Raw genomic sequence first — 26,163 nt, 5'->3', positions numbered from 1 at the left:
TTGATGTAAATCAAGCTTTACTTATTGAAATTTACCAGCAACAGCAGTATAGTTTGGCGTGTTATATAACACCCCTTGTTTTTTAGCTGAGGCAAATATCATGAACAACTTGGTCAAAATGTTATTGGTATTGGTGGTAACCGTTGTTGCTCCTCTACTTATCCTGCTAGGTATCTGGTCAGGTATCCTTCCACAATCTGTACAGGTCGCTATCGGCTTGATCGGCGTAGCATTGGCGATTATTTTCATCGTTGGTGGAAACCTGATGTGCATGTGGAGCGACATCAAAACCGGTCGCTACAGAAAAAATTCCTAATCGGCACCTACCGGGAGGGTCATCGCCAAAACCATTTGGGAGATGGATTTGGCGATGGTTTAATACACGTCGTTTTTCAAATGAAAAAACGGCGTGTTTTTCATTAAAATTCAACAATTCATCCCACTCTTCTCAGCCCATACCGCTATAATGAGACCTTTGAAAGGAAACCCCGGCATTTTCCTCATGTCTGCCGATCCGAATCTTTCATTCAGAGTGACTCATGAGCCCAAAAGAAAAAACCATTAATCCTAAAAAAACACCCCGAATCACTAAAGAAGCGAGAAAACCGGCTCCCAAAAAACAGGCGCCTAAAAAAAGCCGCTGGGTTCGTTGGTTCGCTTGGTTCAGCATCCTGTCTTCGCTCATGATTATCCCGGTTGCCGCGGCAATCTTCTATGTCATTACCATCTACCCGAAGTTGCCTGATCCCGCCACCCTGAAAGAAGTTACCTACCAGGTGCCTCTGCGTATCCTGACCCAAGACGGCAAGCTGATCAGTGAAATCGGAACCAAAAAGCGTCTGCCGCTGGAATATCACGAAATTCCCGAGCGCATGACACAGGCAATCATTGCTTCGGAAGACGAAAACTTTTTCGAGCATGGCGGTGTTGACTTTAAAGGTTTGGGACGTGCCGTCTATGACCTGATCACAACCGGACATAAAAAATCCGGCGGTTCGACCATTACCATGCAGGTAGCGCGTAACTTCTTCCTGAGCAAGGAAAAAACGTATCTGCGAAAACTCAACGAGATCATTCTTTCCTACAAAATCGAAAACGAACTCAGCAAGCAGGAAATTCTGGCGCTCTATATCAACAAGATATTTCTGGGCTACCGTTCTTACGGTGTCGGTGCCGCCGCGCAAACCTACTACGGTAAATCGATCAATGACCTGAGTCTGGATGAATACGCCATGATCGCCGGTCTGCCGAAAGCCCCGTCCGCATACAACCCTTTGGCAAATGCGGAAAGAGCCAAACTGCGCCGAAACTATGTTCTGCGCCGCATGTATGAACTGAATTTCATCTCCGAAGAGCAGATGCAACAGGCACAGGCTGTGGAAGTCCATGCCAGCCTGCATTCCGCTAACATCGACGTAAAAGCCGGTTATGTTGCGGAAATGGCGCGACAATTCGCTTTGGAAAAATTCGGCGAAGAGGCCTTGGATAACGGTCTGACTATCGTCACAACCCTTGATAGCCGTTTGCAGGAACAGGCCAATGATGCCGTCTACCGCGGATTGCAAACCTATGAACGCCGCCACGGTTACCGCGGCCCGGTCAAAACCCTGGACGCAAACCTGTTGCAGGACAATCAGGCACTGCTCGACAACCTGAAAGAGGTCCCTAACTACGGTGATCTGAAGGCCGGCGTCGTCACAGGATTCAAAGGCAAAACCACGCAGGTTATGATGGAATCGGGCGATTCGGTCGATATTCCGTTTAACACGATGGAATGGGCCGCCCCTTACAAATCGGTCAATTATGTCGGCAAGAAACCGACTTCGCCTAAACAGGTTCTGAAAGTCGGCGACGTCATCTACCTTGAATATCTGAATAAACAGTGGCAATTGGCGCAAGATCCGAAAACCGAATCTTCTTTAGTCTCGCTGGATACCAACAACGGCCGTGTATTAGCGCTGGTCGGCGGCTTTGACTATTTCCGCAGCAAGTTCAACCGCGCAACTCAGGGGCGTCGTCAGGTCGGTTCCAACATGAAACCGTTCCTGTACTCTTTTGCTCTGGAAAACGGCATGACCGCGGCAACCACCATCAATGACGCCCCGGTAGTCTTTAAAGATAACTATCGCGAAGACTTCTGGCGTCCGGAAAACTACTCCGGACGCTACTACGGCCCGACCCGCCTGCGCAAAGCCCTGGCCTATTCGCGTAACCTTGTATCGATCCGCTTGATGCAGAAAGTCGGTATCGACAACGCCATTGGCTACTTCCAGAATTTCGGCTACCCGCTCAACGAACTCAACCAGCATAAAGACCTCTCTCTTGCGCTGGGAAGTGCTCAGTTCACGCCTTGGGAAGTTGCCCGCGCCTACGCGACCTTTGCCAACACCGGTTATCTGATCGATCCTTATATTATTCAGGAAGTCCGTAACTATAATGGTGAAGTTCTCTACCAGGCCAAGCCGAAGCAGGCTTGTCGCGAAGAACCGTGTGAGATTCCCGAAGAGGATCGCGCACCAAGAACGATCGATCCGTTGAACGCCTATATTATGACCGACATCATGCAGGACGTTATCCGCGTCGGCTCCGGTAAACGCGCCCGCGCCTTGAAACGCGAAGATATCGCCGGTAAAACCGGAACCACCAACGATCAGAAAGACGCCTGGTTCTCCGGTTTCAACCCGAATGTCGTCACCACCGTCTGGGTCGGTTTCGATCAGCCGTCTACGCTTGGACGCAGTGAAGTCGGTGGGCGCGCTGCCCTGCCGATCTGGATGGATTATATGCAGGATGCCTTAAAACCTTATCCGAATATTCCGTTCCCGAGACCGGAAGGGATTGTCAATGTACCGATCGATCCGGAAACGGGACAAGCGGTACCGCCGGAAACAGCCAATGCGATCTATGAGATCTTCCGCGAAGACCGTGCGCCGGAAATACCGAAAGTAACGCGCAAGCAGATCGAAACCATTACCAACGAGCTGTTTGACTGATACGCAAAAGGAGAAACTATGGACTGGCAAGATTTCGCCCACACTTTAAACGATCATCTTGACCATCCTCTCCAAATCAGCAGCGTACATCCCGTCTCCGGCGGAGACATTCACCAAGCCTACCAACTGCACACCGATCGCGGTAATTTCTTTCTAAAAATGAATCGCCGCGAATGCCTGCCTTTATTCGAAACCGAACAGCACAATCTCAACGCAATCCGCAAAAGCCTCAGCATTCAAGCGCCAGAACCGCTCGCCTGCGGCAGCTATGAAAGCAAGTCCTGGCTGCTGATGGAATACCTGCAACTGAATCACCGCGGTGACGATCGGCAAAGAGGCAAGGACATCGCCTTGATGCATCATCAGATCAACCGCGATTCTCAAACTCAACCCTTCGGCTGGTTTGAAGACAACTTCATCGGCAATAACCATCAACATAATCGCTGGCATAGCGACTGGATCGGTTTTTACGGCTCGCAACGTCTGGCACCGCAACTGGAACTCGCATCCCTGCGCGGAGCCAGTCCTCAGCTGTACGAAGAAGGATATCGTTTGATCCAGAATCTCGACCTCTGGTTCGAGGACTATCAACCGGAATCCTCTTTGCTGCACGGCGACCTCTGGGGCGGCAACAGTGCCTTTACCCAGGACGGCGACCCGGTCATCTACGATCCCGCCAGCTATTACGGCGACCGTGAAACCGATCTGGCAATGACCGAGCTGTTCGGCGGCTTCTCGAATGATTTCTATCAGGGTTACAACGAAGTTTTTCCGATCGACAAAGGCTATCAGAATCGCAAGCCGTTATATAATCTGTACCACATCCTCAACCACTACAATCTGTTTGGCGGTCACTATCAGACCCAATCTCTGCAAACCATTCGTCAGCTGTTAAAAAGTAAGGGATTGTAAAACAAGGCGAACTTTTCCCTAAGGATCAAAGTCCGTATAATAGCCGGCAAGATTTTGGGACCTGAACTCGTCAGGTTCTGCAACAGTAATCAATCGGGACCATTCCCAAGGACAGATAATGAAATTCATTCTATTAGGCGCGCCTGGCGCCGGTAAAGGTACTCAAGCCCAATTCCTGACCAAAGAGTTCGACATTCCGCAAATTTCCACCGGTGACATGCTGCGCGCTGCCATCAAAGCCGGAACCGAACTGGGTAAACAAGCCAAAGCGTTTATCGACGAAGGTAAGCTGGTAACGGATGAGATCATTATCGGAATGGTTAAAGAACGTATCGCTCAGGACGACTGCAAAAACGGTTTCCTCTTGGATGGTTTCCCTCGTACCGTTCCACAAGCCGATGCACTAAAAGATGCCGGTGTGGCGATTGATGCGGTGGTTGAGATTGATGTTGCCGACGAAGTGATCGTTGAGCGTATGTCCGGTCGCCGTGCCCACTTGGCTTCCGGCCGTACTTACCATGTTGTTTATAATCCGCCTAAGGTTGAAGGCAAAGACGACATCACAGGCGAAGACCTTGTACAACGTGACGACGACAAACCGGAAGTGGTTCTGGATCGTCTGAAAGTCTACCATGCGCAAACGGCGCCTCTGGTCGACTACTACCAAGGTGAAGCGGCTGCTAACGACGCTCTTAAATATATTAAAGTCGACGGTACTCAATCTATCGAAGAAGTTGAAAAATCGATCCTGACGGCTTTGAAATAAGTCTTCGGTCAGACCCGATAAAACAAAAACGCCAGCTCTATGCTGGCGTTTTTTGTTGTGACCGATTACGGCTAAATTACTGCAGATCTTTCTGCATTAACCACTCCGGCTGCAGGATTGGGATTAAACAGGTGTCGAAACCACTGACCGCCTCATACAGATGGCGATACAATACTTCGGCTTCCTGTAAATCGGTCTTCACTTCAATCACCGACTGTCTCTGATAGCCGGAAACCTGTTCGGTAATCGCCTGCAACTGCTCATGATGCATTTGAATCCCGGTACCCCAGAAACTTAAACGTCGATGCGGGAAACCCAATAGAGCATCGGTCATTTCATCGTAGAGTTCGCTCTTGAAACTCAAACGTAGCACACACGCTTGCGGTAGACTCATATTTCGGCCTCCTTAATTCGCTGTAGACGGTTCAGCAACGCCATCGGCAGTACTGCGCAAACCGAAACGTCGATAAATAATCGGTAAAATCAATAGTGTCAGCAGGGTCGAGCTGATCAAACCGCCAATAACCACGATAGCCAAAGGACGTTGAATTTCAGACCCCGGACCAGTCGCGAAGACCAACGGTACCAGACCAAGTGCTGCGATCGAAGCGGTCATCAATACCGGACGCAGACGACGCATCGCCCCTTCAACCACCACTTGCGCAACATTCATTCCGCTCGCCAGCAGCTGATTAAAGTAGCTGATCATCACCACCCCGTTGAGAACCGCGATCCCCAGCAGTGCAATAAAGCCGACCGACGCAGGAACCGACAGATATTCACCAGTCAACCATAGGGCCAGAATCCCGCCGATCAAAGCGAAAGGTACGTTGATCATGACCATCACCGCCTGCGGAATCGACTTGAAGGTCGAAAACAGAATCAGGAAGATCAATACCAGCGCTACCGGCACCACGATCGCCAGTTTTTGCGCCGCGCGCTGCTGGTTTTCGAACTTACCGCCCCATTCGAAATAGTAACCGGCCGGAATGCTCAGCTCTTTGGCCTTCACCTTGGCTTCTTCAACGAAACCAACCAAATCACGGCCGACCACATTGGTCACCACTACGGCAAAACGTTTACTTTGCTCGCGCTGAATCGACACAGGCCCATCTACTTCTTTGGCATCAACCAGTTGATTGAGAAGAATAGTCTGTACACCCTTGTCGGTACGCACGGTAATCGGCTGATTAAGCATTTCAAACGCAGAGGCCTTGTAGGATTCCGGCGCACGCAAAGTCAAAGGAACACGACGAATTCCATCGTAAATTACTCCGACTTCCAGACCGTTGATCTGCGAGCGAAGCAGCTCTTCAACCTGCACCGTACTCAATCCGAGACGACCGGCCATATCGCGATTCACTTCCAATTGCAGATAGCGTAAACCGTCGTTAGTAGCGGTAAACACATCTTGCGAACCTTGGATCGATTCAACCATGGTCACCATCTTTTTGGCAACCTCGTTAATTTCATCCGGGTTGTCACCGAAGATTTTAATTGCCACGTCACCACGCGCACCGGTCAGCATTTCGTCAACACGCATCTGAATCGGCTGGGTGAAAGCGTAATTAATCCCCGGAAATTGAGTATCCAGTACATGACGTACAGCTTCGATCAGCTCGTCCTTAGTCTGCATACGCCACTCTTCTTTCGGTTTCAGAATCAGAAAGGTATCGGTATCGTTCAAACTCATCGGATCCATACCGATCTCGTCGGAACCGACACGGGCTACCATCCGAGTGACTTCAGGTACCTGTTGCATAACCGCTTTCTGAATACGCATATCCATGGCCGTCGAAGCTTCCAGACTGACTGACGGCGACTTTTCGATCTGCAGAATTACATACCCTTCGTCCATCTGCGGAATAAAGGTTTTACCGACCTGAGTGTAGATTCCACCGGCGGCAACCAAAGACAATACCGCTACCAGAACCACGGTTTTATCATGCTGTAAACTCCAACTGAGAATCGGACGATAAACTCGGCTGATTTGGCGAATCAACCAAGGCTCCTGATGTGACGGCTTGCCGAGAATAAACGATGCCAAGGTCGGAATCACCGTCAGGGACAGCAACAGGGAGCTACCCAAAGCAAAGATAATTGTCACTGCAACCGGCACGAAGAGTTTTCCTTCCAACCCTTCCAGCGTCAACAGCGGCAGGAAGACCGTCATAATGATCAAAATCCCGGAAATAACCGGCACCGAAACCTCTTTCAAGGCACGGAAAATAATATGCATTTTTGGCAAAGAGAAAGCACTGTGCTGGTCTTTCTCCTGATGAGAAACGATATTCTCAACCACCACAACCGCGGCATCGACCAACATCCCGATCGCGATCGCCAGACCTCCGAGCGACATCAGGTTCGCCGACAGATCGAAATAACGCATTAGAATAAAGGTCATCAAGGCGGCCAGAGGCAAAATCAGAGCGACCGTCAAAGCGGCACGCACATTCCCCAGGAATACCAGCAGAACTACCAGAACCAGAACCACCGCTTCCATCAAAGCTTTGGAAACCCCGTAAATCGCGGTATTAACCAGATCGCTACGGTTATAGAAAGCGCTGACAGAGATCCCTTTCGGGAAAGCCGGTTGCAAATCCTGCAAACGCGCTTCGATTCCACTGACCACTTCACGCGCATTGGCACCCTTCAACGCCATTACCAAACCTTGCACCGCTTCGCTTTTACCGTTCTGAGTCACAGCACCGTTACGGTAGATCGAATCGATTTTTACCGTCGCCAGATCTTTGGCCTTGATCGCCACATCATTCTGATAGGCCACCACAATATTTTCGATATCGGCAATCGAACTCAAGTTCCCCTGAGTACGCACCAGCAATACTTCTTCACCCTGATGCAAGCGCCCCGCACCGTCATTCTGGTTATTGTTCTGCAAGGCCTCCATCAACTGCGGCAAACCGATCTGATAGGCCGCCAGCTTTTGATAATCCGGCTGTACTGCATAGGTACGCGCCAGACCACCAAGCACGTTAACATCGGCAACGCCCGGAACCGAACGCAACGCCGGACGGATCACCCAGTCCAGCAGATCGCGTTTCTGCATATTGCTCAGCGCATCGCCTTCGATGGTAAACATAAAGACATCACTTAAAGGCGTCGATAAAGGCGCCATACCGCCGGTCACGCCGGCTGGCAGATTCACGTTACCGAGACGTTCGGCAACAATCTGCCGAGCCCAATAAATATCGGTTCCTTCGCGGAAGTCCAGAGTAATATCCGCCAGGCCGTACTTTGCCAGGGAACGAAGAATCTGCTGTTTCGGCAAACCAAGCAGTTCCATTTCCAATGGCGCAATCACTCGCTGTTCAACTTCGGCCGGCGTCATACCCGGCGCTTTAAAGATCATCTTAACTTGGGAAGGCGATACATCCGGGAAGGCATCGATCGGGATTTTCTGGAACGCTTGCCAACCGCCGGCAACAACCGCTAACACCAACAGAACGACCAGGGTTCTCTGTACGAGGAAAAACTGTAAAAAACGCGCTAACATAGCAGCCCCCTTATTCGCCTTGCGGATCAGCAACCGCTTCCAGTGCCGACTTAATCGCGGTCGTACCGCGACTGTAAACACTCAAAGTTGCCGAAGAATCATTGACCGGACGAAAGAACAGATGCCCGTCGGCAACGCTCAGCACTTCAACCGCTACGGCTTCAATCTGCCCTCCCTGATCGACAAACAACGCATTGCTGCCATCGAAAGAAGTCAACGCCTGAGCCGAGGTCTGGAAGACATTCTGGGTCGCAGGCTGGAGGAAACGCACTTTCAAATACTGTCCGGCGTGGAATTCACCGTCCTTATTTTCGACACGGATATGCACATCCACCGTCTGCGTCATCGAATCAACCACCGGATCGATATGGGCAATACTGCCGACCTTGTCACTACCGTCAATAGCAACCGACAAGCCTTCACTCAACCCTTTGGCAACACTCAAAGGCGCACGCACAACCAGAACAATCGGATCGACTTCACCAAGCGAAAACAGAACTTGATTGGCTTCGACACGTTCGCCAAGACGTACTTTCATATCAAATAGCTGCCCGTTAACCGGTGCTTTCAGATCCAGTTCGCTGCTTTGCAAACGACGTTGTGTTTTTAAGGATTTCAAACGCGCCTGATCCATACCTAACAAGACCATCTCCTGCTCTTGCTGCGTCAACTCGGTTTGCAGTTTTCTCAACTGCGCTTTATCCGCCTGCAAACGTTTAACCGAAGCAACGCCATTGTCGTAAAGTTCCTGGCTGCGACGGGCTTGCGATTTGGCAACGTCCAAATCCGCCAATGTCGCCAGATAACGGTTTTGCATCGCCAGCAATTGCGCGCTTTGCAAACGTAAAATCGTCTCACCCTGTTTAACCGGGCCATGAACGACTTTAATTTCGCTGACCTGACCGGCAGTCGGGCTCGATAGTGCGCGCAGCGTATTCAACGGCATGATCGCCTCGGCCGGAAACAAAGCGCTCGGAACCTGAGAAACGCTTTGCGCGGTTTGTGTTTCCAAGCCCATCGCTTGTCGCTGTAGATCGTTTACCTGCAGACCTTGAGCGAACGCCGTGCCGCTCAACATCCATACCATCGTAGAAACAAACCATTTCATCTTTTTCGTTCCCATTGCTTTTTCCTCTCCTAAGCCCGCCGGCATGCGAGAATCGTTTAACTGTTGTAATTTGAATTGCATGACTTACTCATCCAGGGCATAGCCGTAAAGTTGATTTAAATTGGCAATTGCCTGCTGATATTTGACGCTGGTCAACAACAGACGGCTGTTCGCCAAGGCCGCTTTGTTTTGTACCCGAAGAAAATCGCTCAAGCTGGATTCGCCCCAGCGGTAGGACTTGTCTGCCATTTGCAGAGCCTGCTGCTGCAGTGTCTGTTGCTGTTGCGCCGCTTCCATTGCCTGACGACTGGCACTTAACTCCGCTTGAGCTTTGATCTGATCTTCCAGAAGCTGCTGTTTGGCTTGCAGAAGTGCTTGCTGTTCGTTTGATAACGCCTGCTTGGCTTCGGCGACACGACTGCCGTGCTGCGGATCGGTTCCAAGAGGCACACTGAATTCCACAACCCACGAATGGTCTTCGCCGGTAACGGTTCGATCCTGCTGAGCCCCCAGATAAATGGACGGAGAGGCGTATTTTTGCGCGCGCGCCTGCTGGACTTTCGCTTCACCGGTTTGAGTCATACCTTGCAACCACTGAATCTTCGGATGTTCGTCAAACGAGCGTTCGCTTCTCAAAGTTTCTTCGATATCTGCCGGCAAGTTATCGCTGCCGCTCCAAGCCCGATATTGACCCTGCATGGTATCTAAATCCGCCTGTTTACGGCGTAGCTGCGTTTCGGCTTCCAACAGACTCTGTTCCGCCATTAGAACGTCCAGTTTCGGCACTTCACCCAACTTCGCTCTCAAGCGCACGCGATCGGTGATCCTGGACAAACCGGCATAATTTTCCTGCGCAGCCTGCAGCTCGATTTCGGCCTGACGATAGGACCACACGATGCGGCGGAGCGTTTCCGACGCCCGCAAGCGCAGGTAACGGGAATAGATGCTGTTCTGATAATTGAACCCTTCGGCAAGCGCCTGATTTGCCTGGCGGTGACTCGGAAGCTGGATCGGCACTTCCGCCCCCAGCTGCCAATTCTGCATTGACTGATTATCCAAACCGGAATCGTTTTCATGATGGAACTTCAGAACCACGTCACCACCGATCCAACTATCCGCCTGTGTTTGCGCCGCCTGCGTCGACTCGGATAAAGCTCCCTGAAGAACAGTTTCCGGCTGACGCTCCTGAACTTTATCCAACAAAGAACGGTAATCCGCTGAAATCGCAGCGGCCAACCCCGGATAAACGCATAATACGGCTAATAAAAAATTACGATTGATTATTGCAAGCATTGAAAAACCCTAATATGACTTGACTATTAGGGTGCCAGCTTAAGGTGTCAAGATGAATCGAACCTGAAAAAAGATTAGAAAAAGTTTAATGGAGAGAAGAATTAATTCTTTTTAGAGAAATCAATGCAGACTTTCAAGCCACCGAACTTGGAATGTTCGAATAGAAGTCTCGCATGATAGGCGGACACCAGCTCCTTGACCATCGACAGACCGATTCCATGCCCGGGTTTGGTTTCATCGCCACGAAAGCCGCGTTTTTCCAGCAGATTGAGTGTTTCATCGGAAACGCCGGGACCATTATCCTCGATACACAGCACACCGTCACGAAAACTCAAACTGACCAGATCCGTCGACCATTTACAGGCGTTATCCAGCAAATTGCCCAATAACTCGTAGGCATCTTCCTTCTCCATCTGCAACTGCGCCTGATCCTCCACTTCGATGCGGAAACGCAGGTCTTTACTGCGATAAAGTTGCGAAAATGTCGACTGCAACTCTTCAACCAAAGGCAGAAGAACCAAGGGAGACAAGGCTTGATGACGGGCGATACGGTCGGCTTTCAACTCACGTTCGATTAACGACAGAATGATATTACTCTGTTGTCTTAGATCGGCGATGTTCTTCTGGTTATCGAGATCTCCACTATCCAACAGCTGAAAAATCATGTTTAACGGCGTCTTCAAACTATGCGATAAATTGGCATTGTGCTGGCGCGATTTTTCAAACTGCAGTTGCGACTGTTGCAGTGCGAGATTCAAGCCGTCGATCAATGATGCCACTTCTTGCGGGTAAAGGCTCGAATCGATCTTGATACGATGCCCGAGCTGGAATTCGCGTAATTTATTTTCTAGCGGCTCCAAGCGAGAGAAACTGCGTTTCAGCAACCATTTGTGCAAACCGTATAGACTCAATAACGCCAAAATGGTCAGAATCCCGAATAACGCATCGAATTGAAACAGCACCTTCTGGATCGGCTCGTGGTTTTCGGCGACAAAAATTTTCATCTTTTCGCCATCAACGGTTAATGTCTGCGAGCGAACCAGAATCGTATTCTCGACCGGACCGCGGGTTTCGTAGACTCCAACCTCACTGTCAAAGGGTTTCAGATACAAAGGAAAATCTTCCAACGAGTCCGATTTGATTTCACGACCGTCAGTGGTTTGAATCACATAATAGTGTCCGGAATAAGGCGTTAAATAGATGGGTTCAATCCCTTTAGGATCGACACGCCAACCGTTTTGCACCGGCTCGATATTACGCTGAATGGAATCGGTATCGTGCTCCAGTCGAGTCAACAGATAGGATTCCGTCAGCTTATGAATCGCCGACTCGGACAACCACCAGAACAGCGAAAAGATCACTAAAAGACTCACCAGAATAGAAGCGAACAGCTGCTGTTGCAAAGATGCTTCCTTTTTAAACGGATTAGTCATCTTTCGCTCCTCCGACAACCAATTTGTAACCGAGACCGCGCAGGGTTTCGATTCGTTCTTTGCCAAGCATTTTTCGCAACTTACGGATATACACTTCGATGACGTTACTCTCTCGGTCGTAGTTCTGGTCGGCGATGCGCTGAATCAATTCATCCTTGGAAAACACCCGGTTCGGTTGCGCCAGAAAAACTCGCATCAAACGAAACTCCGTCATCGTCAGATTGTAAGCCTGTTCTCCGACCGTCAACTGTTTGGATGCCAAATCCAAAACCATATCGTCGATCGCCAGTTTTTCGCTGACGCCTTCCTTGCGGCGCAAAAGCACCTCGACACGCGCCAGCAGCTCTTCGAACTGAAACGGCTTGCCGACATAGTCGTCAGCTCCGGCCTTCAGACCTTCCACTCTTTCCTGCCAGGCATTGCGCGCGGTCAAAATCAGCACCGGTATCGAACGATTATTATTGGTTTGATCGGCACGCAACGTCTGTAAAACTTCCAAACCGGGAAGCTTAGGCAAACCGAGATCCAGGATCACCAAATCGTAAGAAAATTCGTTTAAGAGATAGAGCGCCTCTTCGCCGTCGGTAGCCGTATCGAGTAAAAATTTCGCCTCGCTCAGACGGCGAGCCAAAGTTTCAACCAGTAAAGGCTCATCTTCCACCAACAATAGTTTCATCTTCTCTCCATAGGATTCAGGCCGACCATCTCATCCAATCTTCCGCCAGATTCTTGCATAGAAAACCGGTTAGTTTTTATAAACTTACCATCATTCAAACGACCTGAACACCAAATTAGGCAAACTTGTAATTCTAATCTCATTTGTTATCATGGGCGCGTTTTTAAACAAAAACCGATATTTATTATCTTTTATTCAGTTGTACAAAATACACTGTCTTTTGCGTTTAGGCGCGTCTATTCAGGCCCTCACGGGTCAAGTCTAATCCAACGGGCACAACCCTCAGGATCAATCGTAAGGCGTAACTGCGCAGGTGCCTCTATGCCCGCAGCAACTATGTCCTTCACGTCTTTTGTGTTTCTCAAATTTTACGGAGCCCTTGCGCCGTCAAGGTTTCATTTTGGTTTAACGCGATTGGTCAAAGATTCATCTTTAACCGAAGACTATTATTATGGAGTCCGATACTAACAAAAACAGGCCAACCATCTTTCGTCGTCCCTCTCTGGAGGATGGCATAAAAATTCATCAACTTATCAGCGAATCACCACCTTTGGATGTGAACTCGAGCTATCTGTATTTTTTGCAAAGCTCACATTTCGCCGAGACTTGCGTCGTCGCCGAAAACCATCAGAGCCTGCTCGGCTTCGTTTCCGGTTACCTGCGTCCTGACCAGCCGGATCAGCTATTTGTTTGGCAACTGGCTGTCGCAGAAAGCGGCCGAGGCCGAGGGATCGGCAAGGGTCTAATCCGCCGTCTCATCCAGCAGGCAAATGCTTTTAGTCGCCAGCCTCTACGCTCGATCGCCTGCACGATCAGTCCGTCCAATCAGGCTTCGCAAGGCGTTTTCAAAAGCCTCGCCAAAAGTTTCGGCCTGAGGCTTGAGATCCACCCCTTCCTTGATAAGGAGCATTTCGCCGGACAGGAACATGAAGCGGAAGACTACTATGTATTGAAAGCACCGCACGAACAAAACCTCAACGAATATCTTGCCGGTATTTAAACAAAATAATTTAAACTTGATAACACGAGAAACCTCACTATGTCTTTAGAAATTTTTAATACCTACGAGTCAGAAGTTCGCGGCTATATACGCTCTTTTCCGACCGTGTTCTCGACCTCGAAAAACGCCGAAATCTGGGACGAAGACGGCAAACGTTACATCGATTTCTTCGCCGGTGCCGGCGCACTGAACTACGGCCACAATAACCAGCACATCAACGCAGCCGTAATCGACTATATGCAGAATAACGGCATCGGCCACGCGCTGGATATGGGAACGGTCGCCAAACGCGATTTTATCGAAGCCTTTGTAACCAAAATCCTCCAACCGCGCCATCTCAATTACAAACTTCAGTTTGTCGGCCCGACCGGAACCAATGCCATCGAGACCGCTTTGAAAATTGCCCGAAAAGTAAAGGGACGTAAACAGGTCATCAGCTTCACCAACGGCTTTCATGGTATGTCGATGGGCTCTTTGAGCATTACCGGCAACCGTTACTATCACGACGATAGTTACGGCGTGCCCGGCTATACCACTCAGGTTCCGTACAACCAATATCTGGGAGCAAAAGTGGATACCATCGCCTATTTGAGAAAAATTCTCGAAGATGCCTCTTCGGGAACCGAACTGCCGGCAGCAATTGTTTTGGAAACCATCCAGGCCGAGGGCGGCATCAATGTCGCCGAGGTGCAGTGGCTGAAGGAACTGCGAAAAATCTGTGACGACTTCGACACTCTAATGATCGTTGACGACATTCAGGTCGGCAACGGCCGCACCGGAGACTTTTTCAGTTTCGAACGCGCCGGCATCAAACCGGACATCGTCACCCTCTCCAAATCCATCGGCGGCGGCCACCCAATGTCTTTAGTACTGATGAAGCCCGAACTGGATAAGTGGTCTCCAGGCGAGCATTCCGGCACCTTCCGCGGCAATAACCTGGCGTTTGTTGCCTCGACTACCGCCATCAACACCTATTGGTCGGACGATCACTTCTCCAATGAGATCAAGACGAAATCAAAATTAATTCAGCAGCGGATGGAAGAGCTGGCCCTGACTTTCCCGAGCCTGACTCGCGACGTGCGCGGTCACGGTTTTATCTGGGGTATCGAATTTCACGATGCCGAGCTGTGCAGTAAAATCTGCAGTGAATCCTTTGATAAGGGGTTAGTTGTGGAAACCGCCGGTTCCGAAGGAAATGTCATCAAATTCCTCGGCCCTTTAATCATTAGCGAAGCGCTGATCGAGGAAGGTTTTGATATTCTTAAGCAGGCGATTGAAACCTGCAGTCAACAGCACTACCAATAACATTTAATTCATGCGCCGCAAACTTGCGGCGCGGTAAAAACAGAGGATTCAATATGATTGTACGCAACCTATACGACGACATTATCGGCACCGATGCGGATGTGGATTCCGCGCAATGGACCAGTCGCCGCCTGTTATTAGCCAAAGACGGTATGGGGTTTTCCCTGCACGACACTCTGATCAAGGAAGGCGAAGAAATTCACCTGTGGTATAAAAATCACCTTGAAGCAGTCTACTGCATCGAGGGCGAAGGCGAAATCTACGATAAAGCCACCGGCATTACCCATCCGATTCGCGAAGGAACCGTATATGCTTTAAATGAGCACGATCAACACATTTTAAGAGCCAATAAGGGCTCTACAATCCGTACGGTATGCGTTTTTAATCCACCGGTTACCGGGCGTGAAACCCACGATAAAGACGGTTCCTATAATCTACCGCAAGACGAAAAATGATTTACTCCAGTTTCTTGGGGTTCCTGGGATTATTTCTCTTGATCGGGGTCGCCAGCTATCTTGTACGAGAAAAAACGACGTCCGATTACCTTCTTGCTGGCCGGAAAGTTCATCCCGCCCTGGTAGGCCTGTCCGCCGTAGCAACTAATAACAGCGGTTTTATGTTTATCGGTATGATCGGCGCAACCTATACGATGGGCCTATCATCCATCTGGTTAATGATCGGTTGGATTTTAGGGGATTATTGGGTTCAGCGCCGGGCTCTTTATGGAATTCAACAATCCAGTCACCGTAATGAAGTCCACTCTTTCGGTGGACTGATTGCTGATCGTTTGACCGGAAATCCGCAAAAAATTCGCTTCATGATCGGAGTTTTAATCCTTCTTTTTTTAACCGTTTATGCAGCGGCGCAGCTAAAAGCCGGAACCAAAGCAACGCAAACCTTGCTCGGTTGGTCGGAACAAATCGGTATCATCACAGCTGCAGCAATTATTTTCATCTATAGCCTCTTGGGAGGGCTAAGAGCATCAATATGGACTGACGCAGCACAATCTACCGTGATGCTGCTGGGTATGGCTCTTTTAGTAGTCTTCGGCTATAGCCAGATAGGAGGAATCACACCACTTTTACAAGCTTTGAATTCTGTTTCGGACAACTATATGAGCCTATTTCCTCCCGAAACCGCTATTCTCGGTAGCATACTATTTATCGTCGGTTGGTTTTTCGGCGGCATGGGCGTCATCGGCCAACCGCATATCGTAATTCGCTTCATGACTCTCGACCCTTCTCGAAGAGTGAGCGAAATGCAAAGTTACTACTATTTCTGGTTCATAACGTTTTATGCCTTAACAATTTGTGCCGGTCTCATCAGTCGAGTTTTAATCCCTTCCGCAGATGCTTTCGATTCTGAAACTGCACTGCCTGTACTCGCATCGCAGTTGATGCCTGAACTATTTGTCGGCTTAATTCTTGCAGCCTTATTTGCAGCAACCATGTCAACAGTGGATTCACTTGTGCTTTCATGTTCGGCCACGCTTAGCCGCGATTTAATTCCACAATGGCGACATAGCCTTTTATTAACCAAATTATCAACTTTTATCGTGCTTTTGACGGCGACGATTATTGCCCTTAGTAATCAAAAAACCGTCTTTGAACTGGTTCTGGATGCATGGGGCTTACTAGCCTCCGCTTTCGGTTCTTTGATTTATTGGGTAGCTCGTCACTACGACGATGAAGTTCATCTACGGCAGAGCGCCGTGTTTGGAGCCGTCTTTAGCGGTCTATTGGTATTTTGGCTTGCCGGTCAAACATCTTCGTTGGCCCAGCTTTATCCTGCTGCTGCAGGTATGCTTGCGAGTTTTATAACACTCCTGGTATTGCAGAATCGACAATCAACTTCTTAAATTTTGAAAAAAACGTGCAAACGGTACTTTTGCAATTGCATTTTTAACGTGACTCTTAGATGATGACTTCAAACCATTCTCAATAGAGAGCGAAAATGCCAAAGCCCCTAATTTCCATTCTCATTATCACGTTCTTAAGCTTGATATCCGAGGTCTCTTACGCCGAAACCGATGCCGGGCAGAAGCCCCAGAAACCGTCGATTTCGGTCATCGCCTACAAGGTGGAAATCGACAAGCTCCCGCAATCGCTTGAAGTTCTGGCTTCTCTGCAATCCAAGCAATCAGTCGACCTGCGCAGTCAGCTGAGCGAACGCATTACCGCAATCCATTTCGAAGACGGCCAGACCGTGCAAAAAGGCCAATTGCTGGTCGAACTCAATAACCGTCAAACTCTTGCCGAATTGCAAAAAGCCAAAGCGGTCGAACAGGAAGCTCTCAGGCAATACCGCCGCGCCAATCAGCTAAAAGGCCGCGGCAATATTACCCAGTCGGTGATCGATGAGCGCTACAGTACCTGGCAGGTTGCCATTGCCGAACGCAATCTGATCGAAGCGGATCTGAATGAACGCAGTATTCTCGCGCCTTTTAGTGGCCATTTGGGCTTTAAGCAGGTCACGGTCGGCACACTGTTAACGCCTACCACAACCATCGTCACCCTCGACTCGACCGACCAGATGTACCTCGATATGGCAGCACCGGCGGCCTACGTCGGGCAAGTCGCTCTGAATCAAGAGGTCGAAGTCCGTCATGCCGCTTTCCCGCAAAAAGTCTTTAAAGGCCATGTGATCGCCATCGCACCGCGATTGAATGAAAGCAGCGCGCTTTTACAGGTTCGTGCTCTGCTGGAAAATCCGCTCGGTGAACTTAAAGGCAATATGCAGGTCAATGCCAAACTGCTTCTGCCGACCAAACTGTTGATCAGCATCCCGACCACGGCGTTACTGATGCTGGGCGAGCGCAATTTCGTATACCGCCTGCAAGAATCCGATAAAGGTGTCAAAGTCGAACGCATCGAGGTTCAGGTCGGCCGACGTTATACGGATCGCATCGAAGTCCTTTCCGGCTTAAAAGCCGGCGACAGCGTGGTAAGCCAGGGCATCATGCGTCTGATGTCGGGAAAAAACGTCAGCGTTAAAGCCTATCAAAACCATGCGCCTTTGGCGGATCTGATCCGAGCCAAAGCGCGTAACGCAAACGGGAACTGAACGCTATGTGGCTCTCGGATACTTCCGTTAAACGTCCGGTTCTCGCCGTTGTGGTTTCTCTGTTACTTCTGGCTTTCGGCCTGATGGCTTTCGATCGCATGAGTCTGCGCGAATACCCCAACATCGATCCGCCTATCGTCACCATCGACACCAAATACCCCGGTGCCTCCGCCAGTGTTGTCGAAACCCGGATTACCAAAGTCATCGAAAACCGTATTGCCGGGATTTCCGGTATTCGCTACATCGAATCCACCTCGACCGACGGGCTATCCAAAATCAAAGTCGAATTTAATCTCAGCCGCGATATCGATGCCGCTGCTAACGACATTCGCGACCGCGTCTCGCGGATTCTCGACAATCTCCCCGAACAGGCTCTGGCACCGGAAGTCGAAAAAGTCGACGGCGACGAGAGCGTCATTATCTGGTTCAACCTCGTCAGCGACCGCATGACGGTTGCCGAACTGACCGATTACGCCGAACGCTATCTGGTCGATCGCTTTGCGGTGCTTGACGGAGCGGCCCGTATCCGTATCGGTGGCGGCCAGTCGTACGCTTTAAGAATCTGGCTCGATCCGAGAAAAATGGCGCTGTACGGCGTTACCGTCAAGGACGTGGAAGACAGTTTGCAAGCCTCCAATGTCGAATTGCCGGCCGGCAGTCTACAAGGCGATCAGGTGCTGCTGACGCTGCAAATGAAAAAGCCGCTATCGACGGTCGACAAACTGGAAACCCTGATTATTAAACAGTCCGACGGGATGCAGCTTCGTCTCGGCGATGTTGCCAAAGTCGAGCTCGGCGCAGTCGAAAAACGCCGTATCTTCCAGGGTAACGGTATTCCGATGGTCGGAATCGGGATTATCAAACAATCCAACGCCAACACCTTAACGGTGGCTAATCTCGCCAAAGAACGCCGCGATGCGCTTAATCCGACCTTACCGGAAGGAATGAGCCTGGAAAACAGTTATGACGCTTCGGTGTTTGTCGAAAGTGCCGTCAATGAAGTGTATAAAACCCTATTTATCGCTTTAGGGCTAGTGGTACTGGTCATGCTGGCGTTTCTGCGTAACGTCCGAGCAGCACTGATTCCAACGGTGACTTTGCCGGTCTCGTTGATCGCCACTTTCTGGGTTCTATGGATGCTGGGCTTCTCGGTCAACCTGCTGACCTTGCTGGCGATGGTCCTCGCTATCGGGCTGGTCGTGGATGACGCCATAGTGGTATTGGAAAACGTGCAGCGCCATCTGGATCGCGGCTATTCGCCACTAAGCGCCGCCTATCTCGGAACACGCCAGGTCGGGTTTGCAGTTATCGCCACCACTCTGGTTCTGGTATCGGTGTTTATGCCGATCGGATTTTTACAGGGCAATATCGGGCGTCTGTTCTCCGAATTCGCCATCACCTTATCGGTAGCGGTGCTGTTTTCCAGCTGGGTTGCTCTAACGCTCTCCCCGGCTCTGGCTTCGAAGATTCTCCGCGCCCGCGCGACGCAAAAAACCGCCAAACGCGTTTCGCATCCATTATTCCAGAAACTGCTCACCGGACTGCTACGCCGTCCGTGGATTCCGCTGGCGCTGTTTGCCGCTCTGATTACACTGAGTTACGTCTGGTTTAAAGAAACACCGCAAGAGTATCTGCCGAAAGAAGACCGCGGCGCCTTCTTCATCTCGATAAAAGGTCCCGAAGGTGCCAGCTTCGATTATATGCAGACTTATCTGCACGAAATCGAAGAGCGCTTGATGCCTCTAGTCGAATCCGGCGAAGCCAAGCGTTTGCTGGTTCGTTCGCCGCGTTCCTTCTCGAACGGGCAGATATTCAATACCGGTTTTGCCATTATCGTTCTCAACGATTGGGCCGACCGCCGTTCCGCCTTTACGATTATGGACGAAGTCAAAAAACGTCTCGCCGATTTAAGCGGCATCAAGGCGGTGCCGATTATGCGTTCCAGTATCGGTGGACGCATCAGCAGCCCGGTACAGTTCGTTATTAGCGGCAACAGCTACGAAGAACTCAAGGAATGGCGCGAAATCATGGACAGCGCTATCGACAAAACCAATCCGGGACTAAGCGGTCTGGACTGGGATTTTGAACCGAATAAGCCGCAGCTGGCGGTGCATATCGACTATCCTCGTGCCGAAGCATTGGGAATCGATATGGAAACCCTCAACGGGACTTTGCAAACTCTGCTCGGTTCGAAGAAAGTCACGACCTTCCTGTACAAAGGGGAAGAGTACGATATCCTGCTTGAAGCCGATCACAGCCAATTCCGCGATCCGCAGGATCTGGACCAGATCTATCTGCGCAGTAATCAGGGAGATATGATCTCTCTGGCAGAAGTCGTACAGATCGACAGCTATGCGGATGCCGCCAGCCTCAACCGTTATAACCGCATGCGTTCGATCACTCTATCGGCACGCCTGGACGGCGACCTTGCACTCGGCGACGCTCTTAGTTATCTGCATGATCTGGCGAAAAAAGAGCTGCCGGAAACAGCGGTGTTCGACTACAAAGGTCAATCGAAAGAGTTCTTTGAAACCGGCGCTTCGCTGTATTTTGTATTCATGTTTGCGCTGGTGGTGATTTTCCTGGTGCTGGCAGCACAATTCGAAAGCTTCATCTCGCCACTGATTATTATGTTTACCGTTCCTTTGGCCATCGGTGGCGGTCTGTTCGCTCTCTGGCTGCACGGCCTGACATTAAACCTCTATAGTCAGATCGCGCTGATTCTGTTAATCGGTCTGGCGACCAAAAACGGGATTCTGATCGTCGAATTCGCCAACCAGCTGCGTGATCGCGGCTACTCTCTGTATCATGCCTTGATCCGCGCGACTCAGCTGCGCTTAAGACCAATTCTGATGACGGCGATCACCACCTGTGCCGGAGCGATTCCGCTGATTTTCTCCAGCGGTGCCGGAGCGGAAACGCGACAGATCCTTGGTTATGTGCTTTTCTGGGGGGTTGCCTTATCGACGCTGCTGAGCCTGTTTGTGATTCCGATGTTTTATGCATGGCTGGCACGCAGAGCGCATTCGCCGCTGTATACCACCCATAAACTGGAAAAAGAACTGCAACAGAAACGCACTTCGCTTTAAGACTGGCGGCGCGACTGCTGGATACGTTGCGCCATCTTCGGCAGAGGTTTGCTTTCCTGTTCCGCCGGAGGCTTATCGTGTTTGATCACCGGGCGCTGCAGAATCAGGCTGTTCGGATAGGCAATCAAATGCTCGTCGGCATCTTGCAGCACTACTTGAAAAATATTGATTTCGACGATGGTGCCGCGAAGACTGTTGGCTCCATCGATAATTTCAACTTCGTCGCCGATGCGAGCGGGAAAAGAGAAGAAAACAATCACACCGGCGGTGATATTACTCAAAATCGACCACTGCGCGAAAAGCGCCACACCCAAAACCGCAACCACCGACGAGGCCAGAACCAGCAGACCTCGATAATCAACGCCCCAAATCATCATCAGCAGAATCAGCACAACGAAAACGCCGATCACCTTCAGATACTTCAGGATATGATCGATCCGAACGGCGGGAACGGATTTACTCTCCCCGAGGCGGGTCAATAGCAGCTTGACACTCCAGCTCAACCCCCAGTATGCAAGGACAACCAGCGAACTGAAAATAATCTGCCAATAGGGTAACTGCATCGACAACCTCTCAAAGTTTTATAGTGCCGGAATATCATCGCTTGGATAGAGTAAACGTCCCTGCTGCTGAATCTCTTCATGGAAGGAATCGACCTTATCGGCAACGATATCACTGCGTGCAAAACGCGCAATATGGAACAGCGCTTCCCCTTCGTTCACCAAAGGCATTTTCATCTGACCGATCACAATCCCGTTATAAGGCGAATAGATTTCGCAATCGCTCTCGCCGAACGGATCGGAAATCACCCCCAGCAACGTTTCGTTGGCAATGACCCGTGCACCGTCTATAACGACGGAGCGGAAGATTCCGCTTTGCTCGGCCCTTACCCATAAACTTTTGTGCGACACCACCGCACGCGAACTTTTTTTCGCCGGTGTGCTGCTGCGAGTTTTCGGCAGATTACCCAGTTCGCGCAAGACATTAACAATGCCGCGCACCCCGGCACGGATGGAAATTTCGTCGAACCGCAAGGCCTCTCCAGCCTCATATAACAAAATCGGAATACCGTGTTTGACCGCTGCCGATCTTAAAGAACCTTTTCTTAAAGAAGCGTTCAACATCAACGGGGCGGAAAATGCTTCGGCCAAACGTCGCGTTTCCGAATCGGCCAGGTTAGCGCGAATTTGCGGCAGATTGGTACGATTGATCGCGCCGGTATGCAGGTCGATGCCGTGCGTCGATTGGCTGACCACTTCCTTCATAAACAAGGCAGCCATTCTCGCCGCAAGCGTGCCTTCTTCGGAACCGGGAAAACTGCGGTTGAGATCGCGACGATCCGGCAGGTAGCGGCTACCGTGAATAAAACCGTGCAAATTGACAATCGGCACCGCAATCAAAGTGCCGCGCATGCGATTCAAGGAACGGATTTTCAAAAGACGGCGAATAATCTCAACTCCGTTTAATTCATCGCCGTGAATTGCCGCGCAGACAAACAGAACCGGGCCGTCAAGCCGACCGCAAATCACCTGCACCGGCATAGTCAGTTCGGAGTGGGTATACAGTTTGCCGGCCGTCAATTCGATGGTTCGGCGCTCGCCGGGCAAAACCGTTATACCCCCGATGGTTATCGGATGATTGGGCTTTTTGCCTTTCATCACCCCTTGCCTCGGGTCGTTGTGCGATGCGGTTTATAATTTTTTTCTAAAAACTCGATCATCATACTGGCAATGTCTTTTGCCGAAGCCGCCTCAATCCCTTCCAAACCGGGAGAAGAGTTCACTTCCATAACCACCGGCCCGTGGTTGGATCGCAACAGATCAACACCACAGACATTCAATCCCATGATCTTCGCGGCCCGGATAGCCGTCGAACGTTCTTCAGGCGTAATTCGCACCAGAGAAGAGCTACCGCCCCGATGCAGATTGGAACGGAATTCGCCCTCTTTCCCTTGGCGTTTCATGGCGGCTACGACTTTATTTCCAACCACAAAACAGCGGATATCCGCACCCTTGGCTTCACGAATAAATTCCTGAACCAGAATATTGGCTTTCAAGCCTTGAAAGGCCTGAATAACACTTTCGGCTGCCGAATGGGTCTCCGCCAGCACCACACCGACTCCCTGGGTACCTTCCAGTAATTTCACCACTACCGGCGCGCCGCCAACCATTTGCAGCATGTCGTCGATATCGTCCGGGCAATGCGCAAAGCCGGTTACAGGTAAACCGATCCCTCTTCTCGACAACAGTTGCAGACTGCGCAACTTATCGCGCGAACGGCTGATCGCCACCGATTCGTTAAGCGGATAGACGCCCATCATCTCAAATTGACGCAGAACCGCCGTGCCGTAAAACGTCACCGAAGCTCCGATACGAGGTATCACCGCGTCGAACCCTTCCAGAAGCTGACCTTTATAGTGAATCTGCGGATTCATACTGCTGATATTCATATAGCAGCGCAGGGCATCGATCACCTCTATCTCGTGGCCGCGCTGTTCTGCAGCCTCAACGATTCGACGAGTAGAGTAAAGTTCCGGACCACGGGATAGTAGGGCAATTTTCATGCTTTTTCCTTACGAAAAGCGGCTGTTTTGACAGCCATATAAACCGAATATAAAAAATGGCTATTATCGCTCTAAGTTTTCAGCACAGATAGCGTTAAATCAAGTCTAGACTCAAAAAAACGATTTTACAAACCGCTCGGCGAATAAAAGGCCCGGAAGATGCCTTGCCAAGACATTCCTTGAAGGAAAATCAGATCATCGGGAAGCATGAAAAGAACATGGCAAAAAGCGCAGACTGCCGTTTTGCCATGCTAAAAGTGGGAACAGATTGTTCAAAATTAAGTGTACCTTAAGAAATAATAAGAAGGGAAGTAAAACCGCGGTTTTGCAGACATAAAAAAACACGGCGGCAAAATCTTCTAATTAATCGAAGTATTTCGCGCAACCGTGCAACGTGGGCAATCTATGAACAATCCGCTTCTGGTCAGGTTGCGGATTTAAAAATTTTGAAGCGTTGATTCGATATCGAGGCGGGGAAGCCCCGATAACAAGCAACACTTGTAAGACAGAATCGATTGTAAGAACTTAAGCGCCGTCAGACAATGCGACAAATTGTCGCACCCCGCTATTGAAGAGAACCGGAAGCCTGAATTCCCTCCGGCACATAAATCATACTGCCGTCTTCCAAACGGTAGGCAACACCGGCTTTAGAGCCTTTACCTTCGCCCATCTGTCCGGTCGATTTATACTCTTTAAGCTCGTCACCCTCTTTAACCAGAATTTCCATATTCGGCTGTCCGGCATTTTTAATCACCGTGACGTTTTCAGCGCTGTTAAACGGGTTGATCGGATTACTCATCACAATAATCAACAACACCGCAATCACCACCAGGAACAGGTCAACCATATTGACCACGCTCAAAATCGGATCGTCTTCGTCTTCTTCAATAATATTCAGATCGATTTGACTCATCTCGCACCTCAAGCCGCTTTCAGCTGCGGTTCAGCTTGTGAGATTCGAGTTTTCAGCAAGGCTTTTAACTCTTCCAGCAACCAGCGACGGCGTACCGAAAGTGTCATAAAAGTCATCGAAGCGGATAACAACGCAATAATGACCGCAGCAAAAGCCACCGTCAGCTGACTGGCGACTTCCATAAAATTGCCGCTCGCCACCGCCATCAATGCCGGTCCCATTGGAATCATGGTCGCGACGAGCCCCAACATCGGTGCAATACGGCTTACCAAACGTAAAGGTTCAATCTCACGTAACAGTTGCAGTTCCACTTCCTGCTGATCGGCTTGCGGGTTCTTCTTCCAAAAATGATTTAAAGGCTGATGGGCATCCTTACCCAAAGAGCGCATTAACCACTCCCAGCCGAATCGTCCCAATTCGTAAAAAGCGAAGGCAAACATCAATGCCAAAATCACCAAAACCGGCATTAAAAACAGACTGGCCACTTCCGCCATCGTCAATTCAATAAAATTCATTTTCTCTCCCGAAAAGAGCTAGACCGACTCCCCTTAAAACGAGTAATCACAGCATTATTAATATGCCGAAAATTTTAGAAACCGGAGAGTAAATAGACAATGTGACAAATTGTCGCAGTGGGGATGAATGAAGTTTCGATTAATCGAAGAAAAATTGATATTCCCGCGAAGAAGCGCGGGAACGGTAAGCGATGAAAGGAATCAGTATTTGGGATAGATGGTGAGCAGTTGCTCAACTTCATCACGGCAGCAGCCTACATCAAAGGCCAGCTTTGCCAGTTGCGAAGCACGAGGTTGCAGGTTTTCCATGGTTTCGCCCTTCTCAATCGCCTCCTGCAACCAAGCAGACAGTTTTGATAACTCGCGAACCTTAGACTCCATCTCCTCAGCAGGCAAACCGCAACTGCATAGGTTCTCCAGATTCACATCAAATCTGCGTAAGGCCTCATCCGAACTGATATTGGTATCTTTAACAATATTTTTAAAATGGCTCATTTCAAATCACCTTCTCTCTGGAATATTTAGAAAGCGTTATTCTAATCAACTCTTCGAAAGCGATTCATAACAACAATTTATTGAAAGTATTAGGTTTCAACGACCCAATCTATAAATAGCAAACGAAGAAAAAGGAATCTATTGCCTGAAAATAGTAAAAAGGGAGCTACGCGAAAGCATAGCCTAAAGACCAAAATCTCCCCTTTGGAGTGCGCTTAGGCTGAGTTAGCAAAAATTTTGCAATAGCGGCGGTGCTGTCAGACCGAGCGAAGCGAGGGAGTTGAAGCCGCGCAAAATTAAGCGCTACTCAGCCTTAGCAAGCGGAACGGGGTTCGTTTTTCGCCTACCTTTTGTCGAACAACAAAAGGTAAGGAGAAACCTGTTTGGAGAGATAAAGGCAAAGTGAAGTTTTAAAAAGGCTTCTCAATCGAGACTATCAAAAAACAATCGAGTCTGACCCTTTTGATTTTAGCTTAATCACCTTTAATTGCATTACTGTTCAAGATAAGTTTTAATACTTAATCC

22 protein-coding genes are annotated in these 26,163 nt (G+C 49.8%); 10 read left to right on the top strand and 12 right to left on the bottom strand.

Annotated features, from left to right (window positions below; all coding sequences use genetic code 11):
• Positions 1-100: 100 nt before the first annotated feature.
• The 4 genes from H8792_RS10420 (at position 101) to adk (ending at position 4,671) form a co-directional block, all read left to right on the top strand.
• A complete protein-coding gene (locus H8792_RS10420; RefSeq protein ID WP_185978902.1) occupies positions 101-316 on the top strand; it encodes a hypothetical protein in 216 nt (71 codons plus the stop codon).
• A 223-nt stretch (positions 317-539) separates the two neighbouring features.
• Positions 540-2,993, top strand: a complete 2,454-nt coding sequence (locus H8792_RS10415) for a penicillin-binding protein 1A (RefSeq protein WP_185978901.1) — start codon at positions 540-542, stop codon at positions 2,991-2,993.
• An 18-nt stretch (positions 2,994-3,011) separates the two neighbouring features.
• Positions 3,012-3,905 (top strand): fructosamine kinase family protein, encoded by an 894-nt coding sequence (locus H8792_RS10410; RefSeq protein WP_185978900.1) that lies wholly within the window; start codon positions 3,012-3,014, stop codon positions 3,903-3,905.
• A 118-nt stretch (positions 3,906-4,023) separates the two neighbouring features.
• The gene (adk, locus tag H8792_RS10405; protein ID WP_185978899.1) at positions 4,024-4,671 is read left to right on the top strand and encodes an adenylate kinase; all 648 of its coding nucleotides are present in this window, start codon (positions 4,024-4,026) and stop codon (positions 4,669-4,671) included.
• A 76-nt stretch (positions 4,672-4,747) separates the two neighbouring features.
• On the opposite strand, the gene H8792_RS10400 is transcribed toward adk, so the two are convergent.
• The 6 genes from H8792_RS10400 to H8792_RS10375 form a co-directional block, all read right to left on the bottom strand.
• Positions 4,748-5,065: a DUF3240 family protein gene (locus H8792_RS10400; protein WP_185978898.1), complete on the bottom strand. Its 318-nt coding sequence runs from the start codon at positions 5,063-5,065 to the stop codon at positions 4,748-4,750.
• Between the two features lie 12 nt (positions 5,066-5,077).
• Positions 5,078-8,185, bottom strand: a complete 3,108-nt coding sequence (locus tag H8792_RS10395; RefSeq protein WP_185978897.1) for an efflux RND transporter permease subunit — start codon at positions 8,183-8,185, stop codon at positions 5,078-5,080.
• Between the two features lie 10 nt (positions 8,186-8,195).
• Positions 8,196-9,308: an efflux RND transporter periplasmic adaptor subunit gene (locus tag H8792_RS10390; RefSeq protein ID WP_185978896.1), complete on the bottom strand. Its 1,113-nt coding sequence runs from the start codon at positions 9,306-9,308 to the stop codon at positions 8,196-8,198.
• 69 nt (positions 9,309-9,377) lie between these two features.
• A complete protein-coding gene (locus H8792_RS10385) occupies positions 9,378-10,586 on the bottom strand; it encodes a TolC family protein (RefSeq protein WP_185978895.1) in 1,209 nt (402 codons plus the stop codon).
• Between the two features lie 101 nt (positions 10,587-10,687).
• Entirely contained in the window at positions 10,688-12,019 is a 1,332-nt protein-coding gene (locus H8792_RS10380) for a sensor histidine kinase (RefSeq protein ID WP_185978894.1), read from the bottom strand.
• A complete protein-coding gene (locus tag H8792_RS10375; protein ID WP_185978893.1) occupies positions 12,012-12,695 on the bottom strand; it encodes a response regulator transcription factor in 684 nt (227 codons plus the stop codon). The genes H8792_RS10380 and H8792_RS10375 overlap by 8 nt, the downstream gene beginning before the upstream one ends.
• 451 nt (positions 12,696-13,146) lie before the next feature.
• Between H8792_RS10375 and ectA the strand changes: the two genes are divergently transcribed.
• The 6 genes from ectA to H8792_RS10345 all read left to right on the top strand — a co-directional run bounded on the left by ectA (position 13,147) and on the right by H8792_RS10345 (position 21,152).
• Positions 13,147-13,695, top strand: a complete 549-nt coding sequence (gene ectA, locus H8792_RS10370) for a diaminobutyrate acetyltransferase (RefSeq protein ID WP_185978892.1) — start codon at positions 13,147-13,149, stop codon at positions 13,693-13,695.
• 39 nt (positions 13,696-13,734) lie between these two features.
• A complete protein-coding gene (gene ectB, locus H8792_RS10365; protein WP_185978891.1) occupies positions 13,735-15,000 on the top strand; it encodes a diaminobutyrate--2-oxoglutarate transaminase in 1,266 nt (421 codons plus the stop codon).
• Positions 15,001-15,053: 53 nt separating this feature from the next.
• Positions 15,054-15,455 carry an ectoine synthase gene (locus tag H8792_RS10360; protein ID WP_185978890.1) on the top strand — a complete coding sequence of 134 codons (402 nt, stop codon included), beginning with the start codon at positions 15,054-15,056 and terminating at the stop codon, positions 15,453-15,455.
• Positions 15,452-16,858, top strand: a complete 1,407-nt coding sequence (locus tag H8792_RS10355; RefSeq protein WP_185978889.1) for a sodium/proline symporter — start codon at positions 15,452-15,454, stop codon at positions 16,856-16,858. Before H8792_RS10360 ends, H8792_RS10355 begins: the two co-directional genes overlap by 4 nt.
• Positions 16,859-16,953: 95 nt before the next feature.
• The gene (locus H8792_RS10350; protein WP_185978888.1) at positions 16,954-18,063 is read left to right on the top strand and encodes an efflux RND transporter periplasmic adaptor subunit; all 1,110 of its coding nucleotides are present in this window, start codon (positions 16,954-16,956) and stop codon (positions 18,061-18,063) included.
• Between the two features lie 5 nt (positions 18,064-18,068).
• A complete protein-coding gene (locus H8792_RS10345) occupies positions 18,069-21,152 on the top strand; it encodes an efflux RND transporter permease subunit (protein WP_185978887.1) in 3,084 nt (1,027 codons plus the stop codon).
• On the opposite strand, the gene H8792_RS10340 is transcribed toward H8792_RS10345, so the two are convergent.
• From H8792_RS10340 to H8792_RS10315, 6 genes are all read right to left on the bottom strand, one after another.
• Positions 21,149-21,715 (bottom strand): mechanosensitive ion channel domain-containing protein, encoded by a 567-nt coding sequence (locus tag H8792_RS10340; RefSeq protein WP_185978886.1) that lies wholly within the window; start codon positions 21,713-21,715, stop codon positions 21,149-21,151. The two genes, H8792_RS10345 and H8792_RS10340, sit on opposite strands and share 4 nt — an antisense overlap.
• Positions 21,716-21,733: 18 nt before the next feature.
• Positions 21,734-22,810, bottom strand: a complete 1,077-nt coding sequence (locus H8792_RS10335; RefSeq protein WP_185978885.1) for a succinylglutamate desuccinylase/aspartoacylase family protein — start codon at positions 22,808-22,810, stop codon at positions 21,734-21,736.
• Positions 22,810-23,715 (bottom strand): 30S ribosomal protein S6--L-glutamate ligase, encoded by a 906-nt coding sequence (gene rimK, locus H8792_RS10330; protein ID WP_185978884.1) that lies wholly within the window; start codon positions 23,713-23,715, stop codon positions 22,810-22,812. Before rimK ends, H8792_RS10335 begins: the two co-directional genes overlap by 1 nt.
• A 565-nt stretch (positions 23,716-24,280) precedes the next feature.
• Positions 24,281-24,628, bottom strand: a complete 348-nt coding sequence (locus tag H8792_RS10325) for a DUF2149 domain-containing protein (protein ID WP_185978883.1) — start codon at positions 24,626-24,628, stop codon at positions 24,281-24,283.
• An 8-nt stretch (positions 24,629-24,636) separates the two neighbouring features.
• Positions 24,637-25,143: a MotA/TolQ/ExbB proton channel family protein gene (locus tag H8792_RS10320; protein WP_185978882.1), complete on the bottom strand. Its 507-nt coding sequence runs from the start codon at positions 25,141-25,143 to the stop codon at positions 24,637-24,639.
• A gap of 201 nt (positions 25,144-25,344) precedes the next feature.
• The gene (locus tag H8792_RS10315; protein WP_185978881.1) at positions 25,345-25,638 is read right to left on the bottom strand and encodes a hypothetical protein; all 294 of its coding nucleotides are present in this window, start codon (positions 25,636-25,638) and stop codon (positions 25,345-25,347) included.
• Positions 25,639-26,163 lie beyond the last annotated feature (525 nt).

The organism is Thiomicrorhabdus heinhorstiae (genome assembly GCF_013391765.2).
Lineage (GTDB): Bacteria > Pseudomonadota > Gammaproteobacteria > Thiomicrospirales > Thiomicrospiraceae > Thiomicrorhabdus > Thiomicrorhabdus heinhorstiae.
Note: the sequence above shows the minus strand (reverse complement) of the source record. Positions and strands in the feature narration are given on the sequence as shown.